Annotated in this window: 17 protein-coding genes and 1 pseudogene; 12 read left to right on the forward strand and 6 right to left on the reverse strand. The window is 33.9% G+C overall.

Annotated elements, in window-relative coordinates:
* Nucleotides 1-5: 5 nt before the first annotated feature.
* On the forward strand, nucleotides 6-89 hold the full coding sequence (locus BWGOE10_RS33960) for a hypothetical protein (RefSeq protein WP_354267861.1): 84 nt from the start codon (nucleotides 6-8) through the stop codon (nucleotides 87-89).
* A gap of 172 nt (nucleotides 90-261) precedes the next feature.
* The gene (locus tag BWGOE10_RS09450) at nucleotides 262-1,212 is read left to right on the forward strand and encodes a serine protease (RefSeq protein ID WP_070141969.1); all 951 of its coding nucleotides are present in this window, start codon (nucleotides 262-264) and stop codon (nucleotides 1,210-1,212) included.
* A gap of 39 nt (nucleotides 1,213-1,251) precedes the next feature.
* Here BWGOE10_RS09450 and BWGOE10_RS09455 read toward each other — a convergent pair whose 3' ends face one another.
* On the reverse strand, nucleotides 1,252-1,560 hold the full coding sequence (locus tag BWGOE10_RS09455; RefSeq protein ID WP_070141971.1) for an ArsR/SmtB family transcription factor: 309 nt from the start codon (nucleotides 1,558-1,560) through the stop codon (nucleotides 1,252-1,254).
* Between the two features lie 107 nt (nucleotides 1,561-1,667).
* Here BWGOE10_RS09455 and BWGOE10_RS09460 point away from each other — a divergent pair, with 107 nt between their 5' ends.
* Entirely contained in the window at nucleotides 1,668-2,603 is a 936-nt protein-coding gene (locus BWGOE10_RS09460; protein WP_070141973.1) for an aldo/keto reductase, read from the forward strand.
* Between the two features lie 47 nt (nucleotides 2,604-2,650).
* Nucleotides 2,651-3,825: pseudogene (locus BWGOE10_RS09465) on the forward strand (MFS transporter).
* 38 nt (nucleotides 3,826-3,863) lie between these two features.
* Here BWGOE10_RS09465 and BWGOE10_RS09470 read toward each other — a convergent pair.
* Both BWGOE10_RS09470 and BWGOE10_RS09475 read right to left on the reverse strand, forming a co-directional pair.
* Complete coding sequence (locus BWGOE10_RS09470; protein WP_070141975.1) at nucleotides 3,864-4,088, reverse strand: hypothetical protein; 225 nt, start codon at nucleotides 4,086-4,088, stop codon at nucleotides 3,864-3,866.
* An 84-nt stretch (nucleotides 4,089-4,172) separates the two neighbouring features.
* Entirely contained in the window at nucleotides 4,173-4,520 is a 348-nt protein-coding gene (locus BWGOE10_RS09475) for a DUF4257 domain-containing protein (RefSeq protein ID WP_070141977.1), read from the reverse strand.
* Between the two features lie 196 nt (nucleotides 4,521-4,716).
* On the opposite strand from BWGOE10_RS09475, the gene BWGOE10_RS09480 reads away from it, so the two are divergent.
* The 5 genes from BWGOE10_RS09480 to BWGOE10_RS09500 all read left to right on the forward strand — a co-directional run bounded on the left by BWGOE10_RS09480 (nucleotide 4,717) and on the right by BWGOE10_RS09500 (nucleotide 9,770).
* Entirely contained in the window at nucleotides 4,717-5,244 is a 528-nt protein-coding gene (locus BWGOE10_RS09480; RefSeq protein ID WP_070141979.1) for a DinB family protein, read from the forward strand.
* Between the two features lie 182 nt (nucleotides 5,245-5,426).
* Nucleotides 5,427-6,476, forward strand: coding sequence for a ribosome small subunit-dependent GTPase A (gene rsgA / locus BWGOE10_RS09485; protein ID WP_070141981.1), 1,050 nt, complete (start codon nucleotides 5,427-5,429; stop codon nucleotides 6,474-6,476).
* A 211-nt stretch (nucleotides 6,477-6,687) separates the two neighbouring features.
* The gene (locus BWGOE10_RS09490) at nucleotides 6,688-8,670 is read left to right on the forward strand and encodes a methyl-accepting chemotaxis protein (RefSeq protein WP_070141983.1); all 1,983 of its coding nucleotides are present in this window, start codon (nucleotides 6,688-6,690) and stop codon (nucleotides 8,668-8,670) included.
* A 165-nt stretch (nucleotides 8,671-8,835) separates the two neighbouring features.
* Complete coding sequence (locus BWGOE10_RS09495) at nucleotides 8,836-9,141, forward strand: hypothetical protein (protein WP_070141985.1); 306 nt, start codon at nucleotides 8,836-8,838, stop codon at nucleotides 9,139-9,141.
* 260 nt (nucleotides 9,142-9,401) lie between these two features.
* Complete coding sequence (locus BWGOE10_RS09500) at nucleotides 9,402-9,770, forward strand: DUF3979 family protein (RefSeq protein ID WP_070141987.1); 369 nt, start codon at nucleotides 9,402-9,404, stop codon at nucleotides 9,768-9,770.
* Between the two features lie 34 nt (nucleotides 9,771-9,804).
* On the opposite strand, the gene BWGOE10_RS09505 is transcribed toward BWGOE10_RS09500, so the two are convergent.
* Nucleotides 9,805-10,845 carry a hypothetical protein gene (locus tag BWGOE10_RS09505; protein WP_070141988.1) on the reverse strand — a complete coding sequence of 347 codons (1,041 nt, stop codon included), beginning with the start codon at nucleotides 10,843-10,845 and terminating at the stop codon, nucleotides 9,805-9,807.
* Between the two features lie 235 nt (nucleotides 10,846-11,080).
* Between BWGOE10_RS09505 and BWGOE10_RS09510 the strand changes: the two genes are divergently transcribed.
* The 3 genes from BWGOE10_RS09510 to BWGOE10_RS09520 all read left to right on the forward strand — a co-directional run bounded on the left by BWGOE10_RS09510 (nucleotide 11,081) and on the right by BWGOE10_RS09520 (nucleotide 13,294).
* The gene (locus BWGOE10_RS09510) at nucleotides 11,081-11,524 is read left to right on the forward strand and encodes a Dps family protein (protein WP_002118526.1); all 444 of its coding nucleotides are present in this window, start codon (nucleotides 11,081-11,083) and stop codon (nucleotides 11,522-11,524) included.
* A 108-nt stretch (nucleotides 11,525-11,632) separates the two neighbouring features.
* Nucleotides 11,633-12,097, forward strand: coding sequence for a DUF3939 domain-containing protein (locus BWGOE10_RS09515; RefSeq protein ID WP_070141990.1), 465 nt, complete (start codon nucleotides 11,633-11,635; stop codon nucleotides 12,095-12,097).
* Nucleotides 12,098-12,352: 255 nt separating this feature from the next.
* Entirely contained in the window at nucleotides 12,353-13,294 is a 942-nt protein-coding gene (locus tag BWGOE10_RS09520; RefSeq protein WP_070141992.1) for an alpha/beta hydrolase, read from the forward strand.
* A gap of 52 nt (nucleotides 13,295-13,346) precedes the next feature.
* On the opposite strand, the gene BWGOE10_RS09525 is transcribed toward BWGOE10_RS09520, so the two are convergent.
* Both BWGOE10_RS09525 and BWGOE10_RS09530 read right to left on the reverse strand, forming a co-directional pair.
* Nucleotides 13,347-14,348 (reverse strand): LLM class flavin-dependent oxidoreductase, encoded by a 1,002-nt coding sequence (locus BWGOE10_RS09525; RefSeq protein WP_070141993.1) that lies wholly within the window; start codon nucleotides 14,346-14,348, stop codon nucleotides 13,347-13,349.
* 104 nt (nucleotides 14,349-14,452) lie between these two features.
* Nucleotides 14,453-14,644, reverse strand: a complete 192-nt coding sequence (locus BWGOE10_RS09530) for a DUF3896 family protein (protein ID WP_070141995.1) — start codon at nucleotides 14,642-14,644, stop codon at nucleotides 14,453-14,455.
* Nucleotides 14,645-14,727 lie beyond the last annotated feature (83 nt).

Below are 14,727 nucleotides of genomic sequence, written 5' to 3' on the forward strand. Positions count from 1 at the left end.
AGTATATTTATTTTTATAACTATAAACGGTTCCAAAAACGACTCAACCACCGAGCTCCGATAGAATATCGAATCTCGATGGCTGCTTAGTCTTTTTAATATTGTCTACTTGACAGGGATAAGACCATAATGGGTCCTTTTATTTTGTTTATTGAGAAACATTTGAGAGGAAGGGAAATGGAACTAATAAAACGAATGTTAAATCTAAACGTATTCAATAGTGGTCTGAAATGAAAATAATACATTTTCAGGAGGGATTACGATGAATAGTAGTACAGCGAATAAACAAAAAGGCATTAAATTAATTCCGTTTACTGTAAATAAAGTGGTTGAGCAAGTAAATGAAATTCCACCAGGTGTACAACTGATTCATGCTCCGCAAGTATGGGAAAAGAGTGCGAAAGGGAAAGATATTGTCGTTGCCGTTTTAGATACTGGTTGTGATGTAAGTCATGTAGATTTAAAAGATCGTATTATTGGTGGGAGAAATTTCACAAAAGATTATGAAGGTGATCCGAAAATTTATCTTGATAATAATGGGCATGGTACTCATGTAGCGGGGACAATCGCAGCGACTGAAAATGGTGTCGGTGTTTTAGGAGTCGCACCACTTGCTAAAATGTTAGTTTTAAAAGTATTAGCTGGAGATGGTTCTGGAAGCTATGAGCAAATTATTGAGGCCATTCATTATGCTGTAAATTGGAGAGGACCGAATAAAGAGAAAGTAAGAATTATTTCAATGTCACTTGGTGGTCCGCAAGATGTACCAGAATTACATGAAGCTATTCAAAATGCGGTAAAACAAGACGTACTTGTCGTGTGCGCTGCAGGAAATGATGGAGATTGTAACGATGATACTGAAGAATTAGACTTTCCAGGTGCTTATTCTGAAGTAATTGAAGTAGGTGCTGTTAATTTAGAGCGGAAAATTTCATGCTTTAGTAATTCGAATCAAGAAATCGATTTAGTAGCGCCAGGTGATGAAATACTATCTACGTATCCAGAAGGGAAATATGCGGTATTAAGTGGTACTTCAATGGCGACGCCGCATGTAGCTGGGACTCTCGCACTAATCATTAAGCAATGCGAGAGAGAATATGGCAGAAAGTTATCAGAGCCAGAAATATATGCACAACTTATAAAAAGGACTGTACCTTTAGGGTATGAACGTACATCTGAAGGTAACGGATTAATAGATTTGCTAAAAGAATAGGAACTACTAAAAACATCTCATATTCATATGAGATGTTTTTTAGTATGGTTCTGTCACGTTTAATACAACATCTAATAAACCGGGGAATCTAGCATTTAAGTCTTCTTCACGAATTGAAATAAAACGCTGTGTCCCTTCAAGGCGTGTAAACATCACACCTGATTCACGCAAAACTTTGAAATGGTGGGATAAAGTTGATTTTGCAATTGGAATGTCTAATGCACCACAAGATTGTTCGTTTTTCTCTAGTAACATATTTACAATTTGTAAACGAATTTGATCGCTAAGTGCATATAAGACTGAAGAGAATTGAATTTCTTCTCGATTCGGGTGGTATAGTGTACGCATTATTTCACCTACTTGTATAAGTTCTTATAGTTGCACTATAACATATAAAGTGCTATATTTCTATTGTTCGATTATAATCGAACAATAGAAATATAGGGGGAGAAAAAATGAAGTATACGAAATTGCAAAAGGCAGGACTAAATATTTCTAAGTTGGGGTTAGGAACAAATGCAGTAGGGGGACATAATTTATACACTGACGTAAATGAGGAAGAAGGAAAACGGTTAATAGAAGAAGCTATTCAACAAGGAATTACATTTTTTGATACAGCAGATTCATATGGTTTTGGTAGATCAGAAGAATTAGTAGGTGAGGTATTGAAAGAAAAACGCCACGAGTTTGTACTTGCTACAAAGGGTGGAATTCAGCCGTTATTAAATGGAGAAATTTATATTAACAATGAACCAAGTTATTTAAGAAATGCTGTAGAAAATAGCTTAAGAAGATTACAGACTGACTATATTGATTTATATTATTTACACTTTACAAATTCTGAAACAAGTTACATAGATTCAATCGGAGAGCTTACTCGTCTAAAAGAAGAAGGGAAAATCCGTTCAATTGGAATATCAAACGTAAACATAGAACAATTAAAAGAAGCGAATCAACATGGTCATATTGATATTGTACAATCGCCATACAATATGTTGGATCGTACTGCTGGGGAAGAACTATTGCCGTATTGTATTGAAGCAGATATTTCATTTATTCCGTATGGACCTCTTGCTTTTGGAATATTAGGTGGTAAATATACAGAAGATTTTAAATTGAATGAAGGTGATTGGCGCCAAAGTGTAAATCTATTTGAGGAAAATACATATAAGAAAAACTTTAAGAAAGTTGAAATGCTAAAAGGTTTAGCTAAAGAAAAAAATATAGCACTATCTCATTTAGCGTTAGCATGGCTATTAAATAAACAAGGAGTTGATGCTGTTATTCCTGGTGGAAAGCGTGCAGAGCAAATAAGAGAAAGTGTAAATACAGTAGATATTTCATTAAATGAGAAGGTTATGAAAAAAATTGAGTCTATATTAGAGGATTAATAGGAAAGGGGGAACACCCTCTTTTCCTCTATAAGGAGATGACATAAATGAACAGAGTACTAGCTGTATTCTTTATGATAATGTTTATGATTGGTACGGATACATTTTTAATTTCACCACTTTTGCCAACTTTACAACAGGTGTATCATGTTTCAACTGAGTTGTCAGGATGGATGGTGAGTTCATATGCTTTAGGATACGCTGGATTTGCGCTAATCGCTGGTCCTATATCAGATGGATTAAACAGAAAAAAGTAATGATACTAGGTATGATTTTTTTCGCAATTAGTACGTTTTTGTGCGGAATTGCACCTAGTTTTTTATGAATGCTGATTTTTCGATTTTTAGCAGGTGTAAGTGCAGCGTTTGTATCTCCGCAAGTGTGGGCATCTATTCCACTACTTATAGAGAAGAAGCAAATTGTGAAAGCAATTGGGATTGCAACAGCGGGATTATCAGTCGCTCAAATTCTTGGACTGCCAATTGGGGCCTATTTAGCAACGATACATTATACAACACCATTCTTTGTCATTGGCATCCTGTCAGCATTACTTGTTATTTCTATTGGTGTTTTTATACCAGAAATAAAGCCTGCTCAAACAGAGGATAATAAACAATCAATCTTACAGCGCTATAAACAATTACTTAGAGAATCAAAGGTTTCACTCTCTTATTTTGCATATTTTATTTTTCAGACCGGTAATTTCGCAGCATTCTCATTCTTTGGTGTATGGCTTTCAGTTCAATTCGGTTTACAGGTTAATGAAGTAGGAACAGCTATGCTTATATTGGGATTAGGAAATTTAACCGGTAATATTTTTGGTCCTAGAATTGTAAACAAAATCGGTTATAACATTTCTTTTTATGGTGGAATTATATTTACAGCAGTGCTATATGTAATACTTCCTCATTTAAATAAAATTATATTTGTTGAATTATTCTTCTTTATTTTATTTTTTGTGACAGGAATTTTGTTTGTATTGATGATGGGACGCTTACAAAACATGTCTAGTGTAGCAAGAGGAACAGGAGCTGCTCTTGCTAATGCTTCTATGTACATTGGGCAAATGATTGGAGCGGCAGTAGCTGGAGTGTTATTTGCTACGTCTCATAGTTTTGTTTTAGTAGGATGTTTTACAGCGCTACTGTATATTATTGCGTTATTCTTTTTTAGAAAAAGTGAAAAGCTTACTGAAGAAAATAAAAAAGGACTTGCATCATAAAAGTATTGCAAACGAAAAGCACTGTTTTAGGGATAAGTCTAAAACAGTGCTTTTCGTTTTGATTGAATAGTTGCTGCATTTTCATCATGTATTCCTGCTTCTTCAATAATTCGCTTTTTTACTTTATTTAATAGATGGTCTACTGCTTCACCAAAATGGTTAGCTTCGCTTTTTGTGCGGGCTTCTCGTAAACATTTATAGTTTTCTAGCAGTTCCTCTTTTTCGGAGTTTGTTAAGAAATCTTCTATTTTCTTTTTTGTCATACGAAACACCCTTTCTTCTGACAAACGACGCAATAGAAAATATTTATTTTTCATTATAACAATAATTTTTAAAGAAAGTATAGATTAACGTCGTAATAGTTTGTCAATTTCTTGAATTTTCTCATCAGCTTTCCCAATTTGCGTGTTTTTAGCCTGTTCACCACCTAAAGCTTGATGAAGTAAAAATGTTTGACCTGAAATGGCAGTTACAATAGATACTTTTATAATTTCTTTTATTGTGGTGACATCGAATAAAACGAGTCCAAGAAGTGCAGCTAGGCAACCGGTCAATATATCGGTTAAAAACCCAAAGTGGAAAAACGTTTTTAAACGGCGTGGAAGCAATAACTTGCCTTGGTTATTGATCAGATGGGAAACGAAGCCAGTAATGCCACCAACTAGAACAGCAGTTAGCCATTGATACATTTCCATCGAATCCACTCCTTTTAGTGAATAAGATTCGATTTTTTCATATTGATTCCTTTTAATATTTCATATAAGCATATTGAGAAAGTTTGTTTGGGTATATTCCTTATTCAATTTAATTATAACAGAAAATTTCGATATATTTCAGTCTATTATATGAACAACTTTTACAATAATATGAATGCAGAAAGGGGTGCGTGATATGAATATAGATTATCGAGTAAGAAGTGTAGATGGTTATACAAAAAATATAGGTGAATTAGTAAGTATGCTGGAGCATACGAGGGCGGTAACATTACAGGAAATAGAAAATCTATCAGTTGAGCAATTAGATTTAATTATGCCAAGTGGTGGAAATTCAATTGGAGCTTTATTAAAGCATATAGCAGCTATAGAAAAAGTCCATCAGCTTATTTCATTTCAAAATCGTGACTTCACAAAAGAAGAATTAGAAGTGTGGGAAGATGCACTGTATTTAGGAGAAGCGGGGAGAACGATTCGTGGTCATGAAATACAGCATTATGTACAACTGTTGCAAAAAGTACGAGAAGAAACACTAAAGTGTTTGAGTGAACAGGATGACGAATGGCTAATGTCAGAAAGAAAGTGGCCTAATGGCGTAGCGTATAATCAGCACTACCTTTGGTTTCATGTGCTAGAAGATGAAATTAGTCATCGTGGCCAAATTAAAATGCTAAAAAATAAGTTGTTTGAAAATTACATTAAATAAGGTAGCTTTTTAATGAGATATTCCATATAATGAGAGTAATTAAATTTAGAACGGAGTGATGTGTTATGGCGAAATTGACTTATATGAATAATAAACCAAATACAAAGGTGGACGGAAAGGGCGATTCTCTATAAGTGAGCGCACAATCCTTCCACTAAGTTCAAACTAGGGAGGATATCAATTTGAATCAAAATATTTTAGAATCGTTCGGGTGGGATTCTTTTTTTGAGGAACAAGCTGTAGAGAACTATGAAGTAGGCCGTATTTTACTTGAGCATAAGCATATATATCGGATTATTTGTAATGATGGTGAATATGTAGCGGAACTGTCTGGAAAGTTTCGTCATGAAGCGTTAACGAAAGGGGATTATCCGGCAGTTGGTGATTGGGTGTATATAAAGAAAATAGAAAATGAGAAAAAGGCAATTATTCACCGTATTTTTCCGAGAAGAAGTTCTTTTTCAAGACAAGAAGCTGGTAACAGAACTGAAGAACAAATTATTGCAGCAAATGTAGATTATCTATTTTTAGTGAATGCTCTTAATCATGATTTCAACGTAAGAAGGATGGAGCGTTATTTACTATTGGCTTATGAGAGTGGTGCAATGCCTATTATTGTTTTAACGAAGAGTAGTTTATGTGAAGATGTGGAACAGAAAATTGCAGAAACTGAAGCAGTAGCAATCGGTGTTCCGATATTTGTTGTTGATAGCTTAGTGTACGTCGGAATAGAATCATTGCAACAATTTGTTTCACCAGGAAAAACAGTTGCTTTAGTTGGATCTTCAGGTGCAGGGAAATCTACTTTGTTAAATGCATTAATAGGAACAGATGTAGCAAAAACCGGAGATATACGTGAAGAAGATAGTAAAGGAAGACATACGACAACTCACCGTGAATTGTTCCAATTACCGAGTGGCGGTTTAGTAATTGATACTCCTGGTATGAGGGAACTTCAGCTTTGGGAAGGAAGCGCGGCAATTCAAACTACATTTTCTGATATTGAAGATCTTGCAAATACTTGCCGATTTCGAGATTGTAAACATGACGGTGAACCAGGATGTGCAGTGCGAAGTGCTATAGATAACGGAATTATACCCGTAGAGCGCTTGCTAAGCTATAAAAAGCTGCAAAGAGAATTAGCATATGTGATGAGAAAACAAAACATTACTCTGGCAAGAGCAGAACGAGATAGATGGAAAAAGATTTCTAAACAACATAAAAAAATGTAAAAAACCAAAGGGCTTGTTCTTTTGGTTTTTTGTATTTGTAAATTTTATAATAATATTATTCATATATATAGATAAAGGGAATTTATTTGTTTAAACTTTACAAAGTGTTCATCAAAACAAGTTATAAAAATAGAAACTAAGGAATGGGATATATTCAAAATTAGCTCTATTTAATCTTTAAAGCTTAATATTGAAATGCAGGAGGTTTATAATGCGTAAACTAGTAAGTTGGTTTAGAGATATGAAAGTAGCAAAAAAGCTATTAATTTCATTTTTTGTTATATTAATTGCGGCAGTCTCTATTATTGGGGGCATGTCGTATCAAACAGCTAAAAAGAATTTTGAATCACAAATTATGAGTAGCGCTCAGGATAACATAAAAATATTAGATAATTTAATCAATCAAATGATTGAAGCAAAATTCAACGATGTAAATAATTTTGCACGAGTGATTCATAGTGACATGTATCAAGGGGATAATCAGGATGAATTAAGAAAAACATTATCCCAATATATTAGTTTGAACAAAGATGTAGAACAAGTGTATGTTGCCGGAAACGATAAAAAATTTGTACAAGAACCAAATATACAAATGGCAGCAGATTATGATCCAACAGCGCGTTCTTGGTATAAAGATGCAGTGAGTAAGCAAGGTGGAATTGTTGTCACTGAACCATATAAGGCACAAGGGAATGGACATATTGTCGTAACAATCGCAAAACAAACTGAAGATAAAAATGGTGTTGTCGCGGTAGATTTAAGTTTAGATAATTTATTAAAAACCACAAAGTTAATCAATATTGGTAAAAAAGGCTATGCGTTCATTTTAGATGGAAAACAAAAAGTAATTGCTCACCCTCAAGAAAATTCGGGTGATAAGGCAGATGATTCTTGGGCCAAGAAAATATACGAAGATAACCATGGCACTTTTTCATACACTTATGGTGGTAGTGAAAAGAAAATGGTATTCGCCACAAACTTAAAAACAGGTTGGAAAATTGCGGGGACGATGTACTCAAATGAAGTAGTTGAAGCTGCTCAACCTGTATTTTATAATATGTTAATTGTAATGTTTATTTCATTAGTTGTAGGCGGAGCGCTTATTTATTTCGTGACACTTTCTATTACCAAACCTTTAAAACAATTAGTTGTCACTTCTAAAGAAATAAGCGAAGGGGACTTAACTCAAACGATTCAAATACATTCAAATGATGAAATTGGACAACTTGCTAAAGGCTTTAATGAGATGACTCATTCATTACGTACATTAATTGGAAGAATTAATACTTCAGCAGGGCATGTTGCAGCTGCATCTGAAGAGTTAACAGCAAGTGTGAGACAAGCGAGTGAAGCGACTGAACAAATTACATCAGCGATAGATGAAATATCAAGTGGTGCAACGACGCAAACAGCAAGCGTAGAAAATGGTGCTATGTTACTGTTTGATGTAACAGAAGGGATTCAGCATGTAGCAAATAGCTCATCATCTATTAATACTGCTTCTGCTCACACTCGCGAAAAAGCAGAGGATGGCGGAAAGCTAGTTGGAAAAACAGTAAATCAAATGCAATCTATTGTGGAATCTGTTTCACAGTCAGATGCTGTTATTCAGTTATTGAATAACAAATCAAAGCAAATTGGTGATATTTTAGAAGTCATTCAAAATATTGCAGATCAGACAAATCTTCTAGCTTTAAATGCAGCAATTGAGGCTGCAAGAGCTGGTGAGCATGGAAGAGGCTTTGCAATCGTTGCTGATGAAGTACGAAAATTAGCAGAACAATCTAGTGTATCATCAAGTGAAATTAGTAAATTAATTTGTGAAATACAAGACGATATGAGCAAGACAGTAAAATCTATGAATAATGTAAATGAAGAAGTGCAATCTGGACTTGTTATCGCAAATGAAACGAAACAAAATTTTGCTGAGATTTTACAATCTACAAATGAAATTGCTGATCAAATTAAAACGATGGTTGAAACAGCTAATGGAATGTCAAAAGGTGCAAATGAAGTATCTATTTCGGTTGGTCAAATTGCTATGACGGCACAAAATAATGCGACGAGTACACAAAGTGTTGCAGCATCAGCTGAGGAACAGCTAGCTTCCATGGAGGAAATTGGTTCTGCGGCTGGTTCATTATCTCAAATGGCTGAAGAGTTACAAGTATTAATTGAAAGATTTAAAGTATAAAAAGAGGAGGCTGTCTCAAAATAGCATGAGTGCTATTAGAGACAGCCTTTTTAGCTGATAAACGGATTAGAGGTTCAATGTATTTAATGTTTGTCGAAAAATAGAGGAATTTGTTAAGCGGGTGTATAATTAATACAATATAGACTACGTTTAAAGGAGATCAATATGGGAGTGTATTGGGGAACGAAAAGACATTCTTGGCTTAGTTATGTCTCGTTTTGGTTAAGTATTTTATTCTTTGTTGTTTTTTTAATTGAAGTGTTTGTATTTAAAGCACTTTCAAATAGTTCATTACAAATCGTTAAATATTTTTATTTGATATTTGTCCCATTAAATATCATTTTTAGTTTAAGGTTATTATCTAAGAAGAATGAAAAGAAAATATTACCGATTTTTAGTTTAATTGTATCACTATTATTTGCAAGTTTAATTATAGTATTAGCATTAGCAGCTACAGGAAAAGGCTTATGAGGAGAGTGATATAAATTACTCTTCTTTTTTGTGGGATTTTTTAAGTAGTGTAAAAGAAATAAGGGAAGTGATAAGTTATCAGTAAGGGGGACGTACTAGTGAATAGAGAATGAACTGAAAATACTATATGTTTTGTATGTGTTTATAAAGCAAATGAATGCGGTAAGATTCGTGATATATGGTACAATAAACATGGATAGTGATAGAGATAAAGGGTATATAAAATACTCATCGTTTTTTAGTAAGAGAGGGGTTATCTTATGCTATACGAGGATTTGATGACATTATTCCAAGCTGCTCCGATAGAATTGGATAGAGGCGGCTGGAAATATATAATCCAGGAACAGAATGATAATTATGAAATTGTTGATGAAATGTTAAAAAAGAAAATGAATGTTGAATTGTATTTTAATGAGTATGATGAGGTGAAAATCACTTTATATAAAGATGGAAGCCCTATTACTACTATGCAAAGAATTGCTATTTCAAAAGTTGAGTTAGATGAAGAGGAAGAAGGCATTCAATTCGTATTAGAACGCATGCCAAGTCGAATGATTCGTTTGCAATTAAAGCCATACCTTGCAGTAGAAATGGGGCCGTACTGGGAAGTATGTGAAGACTGTGAATGAACATGAAAAAACATCCGTATATACGGATGTTTTTTCATGTTTTTTGAAGTTGTTTAAAGGCAATAATCGGTAGTAAAATGATGCTTACCCAACCGATAATAGGGTATAGAATATGAAGTAATTCACTATATCCGATGAAACTAAAGCAATAACTAATTAGTAATATGAAGTAAATAATGTTATTACTTTTCCATCCGGTAATGGATTGCATTTGTTTTGTCATTCCGAATATATTCCCAACTAATGTTGTGAATACTTCACCAAAAATGATAAGAACAAAGAAAAAATGGAAAGTTGCATTAAACCTTCTTACAACTTCAGCCATTGGGATGTTATATTGATAAAATTGATCAACTGATAATATTGCTAAATGGCTACATAATAAAATAAAGCAAAGCCCCGCGCCTCCTAAAATGCCACCCCATAAAATAGCTTTTCGATCTTTTACTTCACTGGCCAATGGGACGAGAACACTTTGGGCGAGAGAAAGATTTAATGCGACATATGTAATAGGGCTAGTAATCCATTTCATATTCCAACTTTCTGTAGGAACAGTTTCAATAATAGGAATTGTACCATGAATAAAGGTTGTAATAGCAAGTCCGATAATAAAAATCATCATAATAGGTACGACAAGTGTATTCACTTCAAAAACACCTTGTAACCCCCGGCTCCCAATAATGAGGCAGGCGATGACTGTGATGAAAATACCAAGTTGTCTCGGGAGACGGAGTTGTTCTTCAAATACCGCCCCGGCTCCTGATAACATAACGCTGGTTACGCCAAATAATACGAGTAATAATAAAGTATTTACGACATTTCCAAATACATCCCCAAATAAATATTTGTTAAATTCTTGAGCTGAAAATGCCCCGATTTGTGATGAAAGTAACATCATCTTTGTACCGAGCCAAATAAAAAAAAATCCACTTATACATATGCCAATGGTCCCGTACAATCCGTTAACTGTAAAAAATTCAACAATTTCTCGCCCAGTAGCAAATCCAGCTCCAACGACCGTTCCGATATAAGTAGCAGCGACTTTCTTTGCTACTTGCCATTGTTGATTGTCCATGTTATCCCTCTTTCTTCTATGATGAGCTTGACTTACTATTATGCATATGTGTGAGCTTGGACAATTAGACATATGAAGTAGTTGAAAGAATACATGAAGTATATGATATTAGGGAAATATTAAGGTTGTTAAAACCTTGTTACATATAAGCTGTTCATTCGGAAGAATAGGAAATGTATGGTAAAATGAAGTGAGGTTATTAAAAGATAGTAACATGATAAGAGGAGTGGATTGTATGAGTACGAAAACAAATGTTGTTGAAGTATTAAACAAGCAGGTAGCAAACTGGAATGTATTATATGTCAAATTGCATAATTATCATTGGTATGTAACAGGACCGCACTTCTTTACATTACACGAGAAATTTGAAGAGTTTTATAATGAAGCAGGAACGTACATTGATGAGTTAGCAGAACGTATTTTAGCGTTAGAAGGAAAGCCGTTAGCGACAATGAAAGAGTATTTAGCAACTTCAACTGTAATCGAAGGGACAAGCAAAGAGTCTGCAGAAGAAATGGTACAAACTTTAGTAAACGATTTTTCTGCACTTATTCAAGAACTAAAAGAAGGTATGGAAGTAGCTGATGAAGCTGGTGATGAAACGTCAGCTGATATGTTATTAGCAATTCATACGACATTAGAACAACATGTATGGATGTTAAGTGCATTCTTAAAATAAACATAAATTGATTAAAGAAAAACTCTATCGAAAAATTCTTTCAATAGAGTTTTTTATAATTTTTCAGTTTTCTTTTATGCTATAATATAGTAAAAAGGAGGCGATACGATGTTTCGCTTTTTCAGAACTGGAAAAGAAGATAGGGCAATTACGAAAGACGAATTAGAGCAAGCGATGGCTAAGTTTCTAGAAACGAACGCTAATATCGTTTATACAGTTTTAGTAAACGATGATTACACAGTAAATTATGATTTGTTAAAGCCATATTTACCTGCATTTCCAACAAATTTTTTTCTGATAACGAAGGAAACGCTTGAAGTATTTGAACATACAGAAGAAAATTTAAACCTAGTTAAAGAAATTGATATCGTACAAAAGGCCGTAGATCAATATGTAACAGAAAAAGAAATGTTCCCAATTGTTGAAGATAGCGAAGATCGCCTCATATGCGGAGTGAAGCTAGGACCATATTTAAATCGTATATTAAAAAGAAACTTATATATTTCAGAAAAGCATTATTTAGTTTCAAGTAAACCAGATAAGAAAAAAAAGAATAGTGGGCAGATGTTATGAGAACAACAATAATATTATTGTTGTCTTTTTTTTTATTAAAATATTGATTTTTCAGTCTATTTAACTTTATACTACAACTAGTGGATAGGAAGGAGTGGTGTATTATGCGTATACATACATTAATTATTAAATATCATTCTGAGGATCAGGTATTGTTAAGTTGAATTGTAGAATTTAACTATTTATACCGTGACCCTAGAATGATAGGAAGATTGGAGAAGCAATTATTATAAAAGGTTACGGGGGAATTCCTATATGGAAAATAATATGACTTATATTAAGTTATTAAATGAAACGTTACATTGTTATGCAAATAAAGGAAGTTTTGAAGCGTATTCTTATATAATGAAAAATGCTAAAGGTGTAATGGGTAATGAAGCGCAAATATATAATTTTAAATATGCGTTAGCAAGTGCTGCAGGACTTGAAGAAGAAGCGTTGTATTTAATGAAGGAAGCCATTATAGAAAATGGATTTTGGTACGGAAGTGAGTATTTAATTTCCGATGATGATTTAAAACCACTACATAAATTTGAAGAGTTTCATAGAATGGTTCAATTATGTAAAGAAAGAGAAGAATTAGCAAAGAAATCGGAACAAGCAGACGTGAAATATACATACAGCAAACAAAATGAAAATCTACTAATAACACTGCATGGGGATCAAGAAAATATACAAATAATAGAACCATATTGGAACTCTGTAATGAAACAAGGTTTTATGCTGGCATTGCCTCAATCTTCCCAAATTCAATTTTCAGATGGATATGTTTGGGATAATATCGAAAGAGGAAGAGAAGAGTTAAAAGGACATTACAATAAGATTAAAGTGAATAAAACATTTGGAAATATTATTATTGGTGGCTTTTCTGCTGGGGCAAGAGTAGCGTTACAGTCCATGTTACAAGGTGAAATAGAAGTGAACGGTTTTATTTTTGTGGCACCGTGGCTCCCGGAAATGGAAGAATGGGAAGAAATGATTGGAATATTACATGATAAAAGCATAAAAGGATATATAATATGTGGGGATCAAGATGAAGATTGTTTCGAATGTACACAGCAATTTGTAAAGTTATTAAAGGATAAAAATATAGAACATAAGTATAAAGCTGTGCCTAACTTAAATCATGATTATCCTCATAATTTTGATGAGTTATTAAAAGAAGCTATTGAATATATAGGAAGAAAAAACAATTGATTGGTAGTAAGAAAAGGAGATGCATCATATGTGATGCATCTCCTTTTCGTTATTATAAATTAAAAGCGTCTGCCAATAGGCGATAAGAGTTTAATTTATGTTCAAATTGATGAGTAATCGTGACAATCATAAATTCGTCAGTATTATACGCTTTGCTTAAGTTTAATATTTTTTCTTTCACAGAAGACGGATCACCGACGATCATACGTTGACGATTTTCTTTTATGCGGAATAGATCATAAGCACTATACGAATAATTTTGAGCAGTTTCGATAGAAGGAGTACCAGTAGTCCGTTTTCCTTGTTCTAATAGTAAAATCGATAAATCAAGGCTTGATGCTATCTTCTCCGCTTCTTCGTTTGTTTCTCCGCAAATAACAAAAATAGATACGATTGATTTTGGTTTATCACCTAAATAGGAAGATTGGAATTGTTCTTGATAAGCCCTCATTACTTCAGGGCCACCGTATCCGTTAATGAATTGTGCAAATGCAAAAGAAGCGCCTTGCTTTGCAGCAATCATTGCACTTTCTCCGCTAGAACCAAGCATCCACATTTCAGGAGATGTTGGGATAACTGGAGTAGCCTTTAAATTTGCATAATGATGGTTTTCTGGTACTTGATCATGTAAGTACATAGCAACATCTGCAATTTGTTCTGGATATTGATCAAGTGAGACCATTTTACCTTCTTGAAGTGCGCGAGTTGCTATAGGCATACCACCAGGTGCTCTCCCGACACCAAGGTCGATGCGGCCCCTATAAAGTGCTTCTAAAACGCGGAAATTCTCGGCAACTTTATATGGACTATAATGTGGCAGCATAACACCACCAGAACCAACTCTAATACGATCAGTTTTCGCCGCAATATGTGAAATGAGTATTTCTGGACTTGAACCAGCTAAGCTAACTGAATTATGGTGCTCGGATACCCAAAAACGTGTGAATCCGAGTTTTTCAACTTTTTGTGCAAGCGTAACTGTATGTGAAAAAGCTTGGGCTGCTGTGCTACCATCTGAAATAGGTGATTGGTCTAATACACTTAATTTGATCATAGAATATACCTCTCAATCTTAATGTACATCCTATTATATATTTACTTACGAAAAATGCGTAATGAAATGCTCAAAATCAAAAGCGGATAATCTTATATCCGCTTTTAACGAGAAAATCCCCGTTCATAATGATTCATTTCGACTAAGGTTAAAATATAGTCGTAGTTATCAATCTCAAGTTTTATTTGATCACGTTCGTTTTCTGATAATTGCATACTACTAAGTTTTTTACATAGTTGTTCTTTCTTTAATTCTAAATACTTTTTTGTAGCGTGGTAATCATAAGTATGTTTCATTTTCAACCACTCCTTCTTTGCAGTTGCTATATTATACAAAGCATGAAGAGATGTGAGAGTTATACCTTATGTACTTTTAGTGA

It is taken from the genome of Bacillus mycoides (assembly GCF_001757995.1).
In the GTDB taxonomy this organism is placed as follows: domain Bacteria; phylum Bacillota; class Bacilli; order Bacillales; family Bacillaceae_G; genus Bacillus_A; species Bacillus_A mycoides_B.

Coding starts and splice junctions, on each gene's coding strand:
- BWGOE10_RS09450 (WP_070141969.1), top strand. CDS start 262: ATGAATAGTAGTACAGCGAATAAACAAAAAGGCATTAAATTAATTCCG.
- BWGOE10_RS09455 (WP_070141971.1), bottom strand. CDS start 1,560: ATGCGTACACTATACCACCCGAATCGAGAAGAAATTCAATTCTCTTCA.
- BWGOE10_RS09460 (WP_070141973.1), top strand. CDS start 1,668: ATGAAGTATACGAAATTGCAAAAGGCAGGACTAAATATTTCTAAGTTG.
- BWGOE10_RS09470 (WP_070141975.1), bottom strand. CDS start 4,088: ATGACAAAAAAGAAAATAGAAGATTTCTTAACAAACTCCGAAAAAGAG.
- BWGOE10_RS09475 (WP_070141977.1), bottom strand. CDS start 4,520: ATGGAAATGTATCAATGGCTAACTGCTGTTCTAGTTGGTGGCATTACT.
- BWGOE10_RS09480 (WP_070141979.1), top strand. CDS start 4,717: ATGAATATAGATTATCGAGTAAGAAGTGTAGATGGTTATACAAAAAAT.
- BWGOE10_RS09490 (WP_070141983.1), top strand. CDS start 6,688: ATGCGTAAACTAGTAAGTTGGTTTAGAGATATGAAAGTAGCAAAAAAG.
- BWGOE10_RS09495 (WP_070141985.1), top strand. CDS start 8,836: ATGGGAGTGTATTGGGGAACGAAAAGACATTCTTGGCTTAGTTATGTC.
- BWGOE10_RS09500 (WP_070141987.1), top strand. CDS start 9,402: ATGCTATACGAGGATTTGATGACATTATTCCAAGCTGCTCCGATAGAA.
- BWGOE10_RS09505 (WP_070141988.1), bottom strand. CDS start 10,845: ATGGACAATCAACAATGGCAAGTAGCAAAGAAAGTCGCTGCTACTTAT.
- BWGOE10_RS09510 (WP_002118526.1), top strand. CDS start 11,081: ATGAGTACGAAAACAAATGTTGTTGAAGTATTAAACAAGCAGGTAGCA.
- BWGOE10_RS09515 (WP_070141990.1), top strand. CDS start 11,633: ATGTTTCGCTTTTTCAGAACTGGAAAAGAAGATAGGGCAATTACGAAA.
- BWGOE10_RS09520 (WP_070141992.1), top strand. CDS start 12,353: ATGGAAAATAATATGACTTATATTAAGTTATTAAATGAAACGTTACAT.
- BWGOE10_RS09525 (WP_070141993.1), bottom strand. CDS start 14,348: ATGATCAAATTAAGTGTATTAGACCAATCACCTATTTCAGATGGTAGC.
- BWGOE10_RS09530 (WP_070141995.1), bottom strand. CDS start 14,644: ATGAAACATACTTATGATTACCACGCTACAAAAAAGTATTTAGAATTA.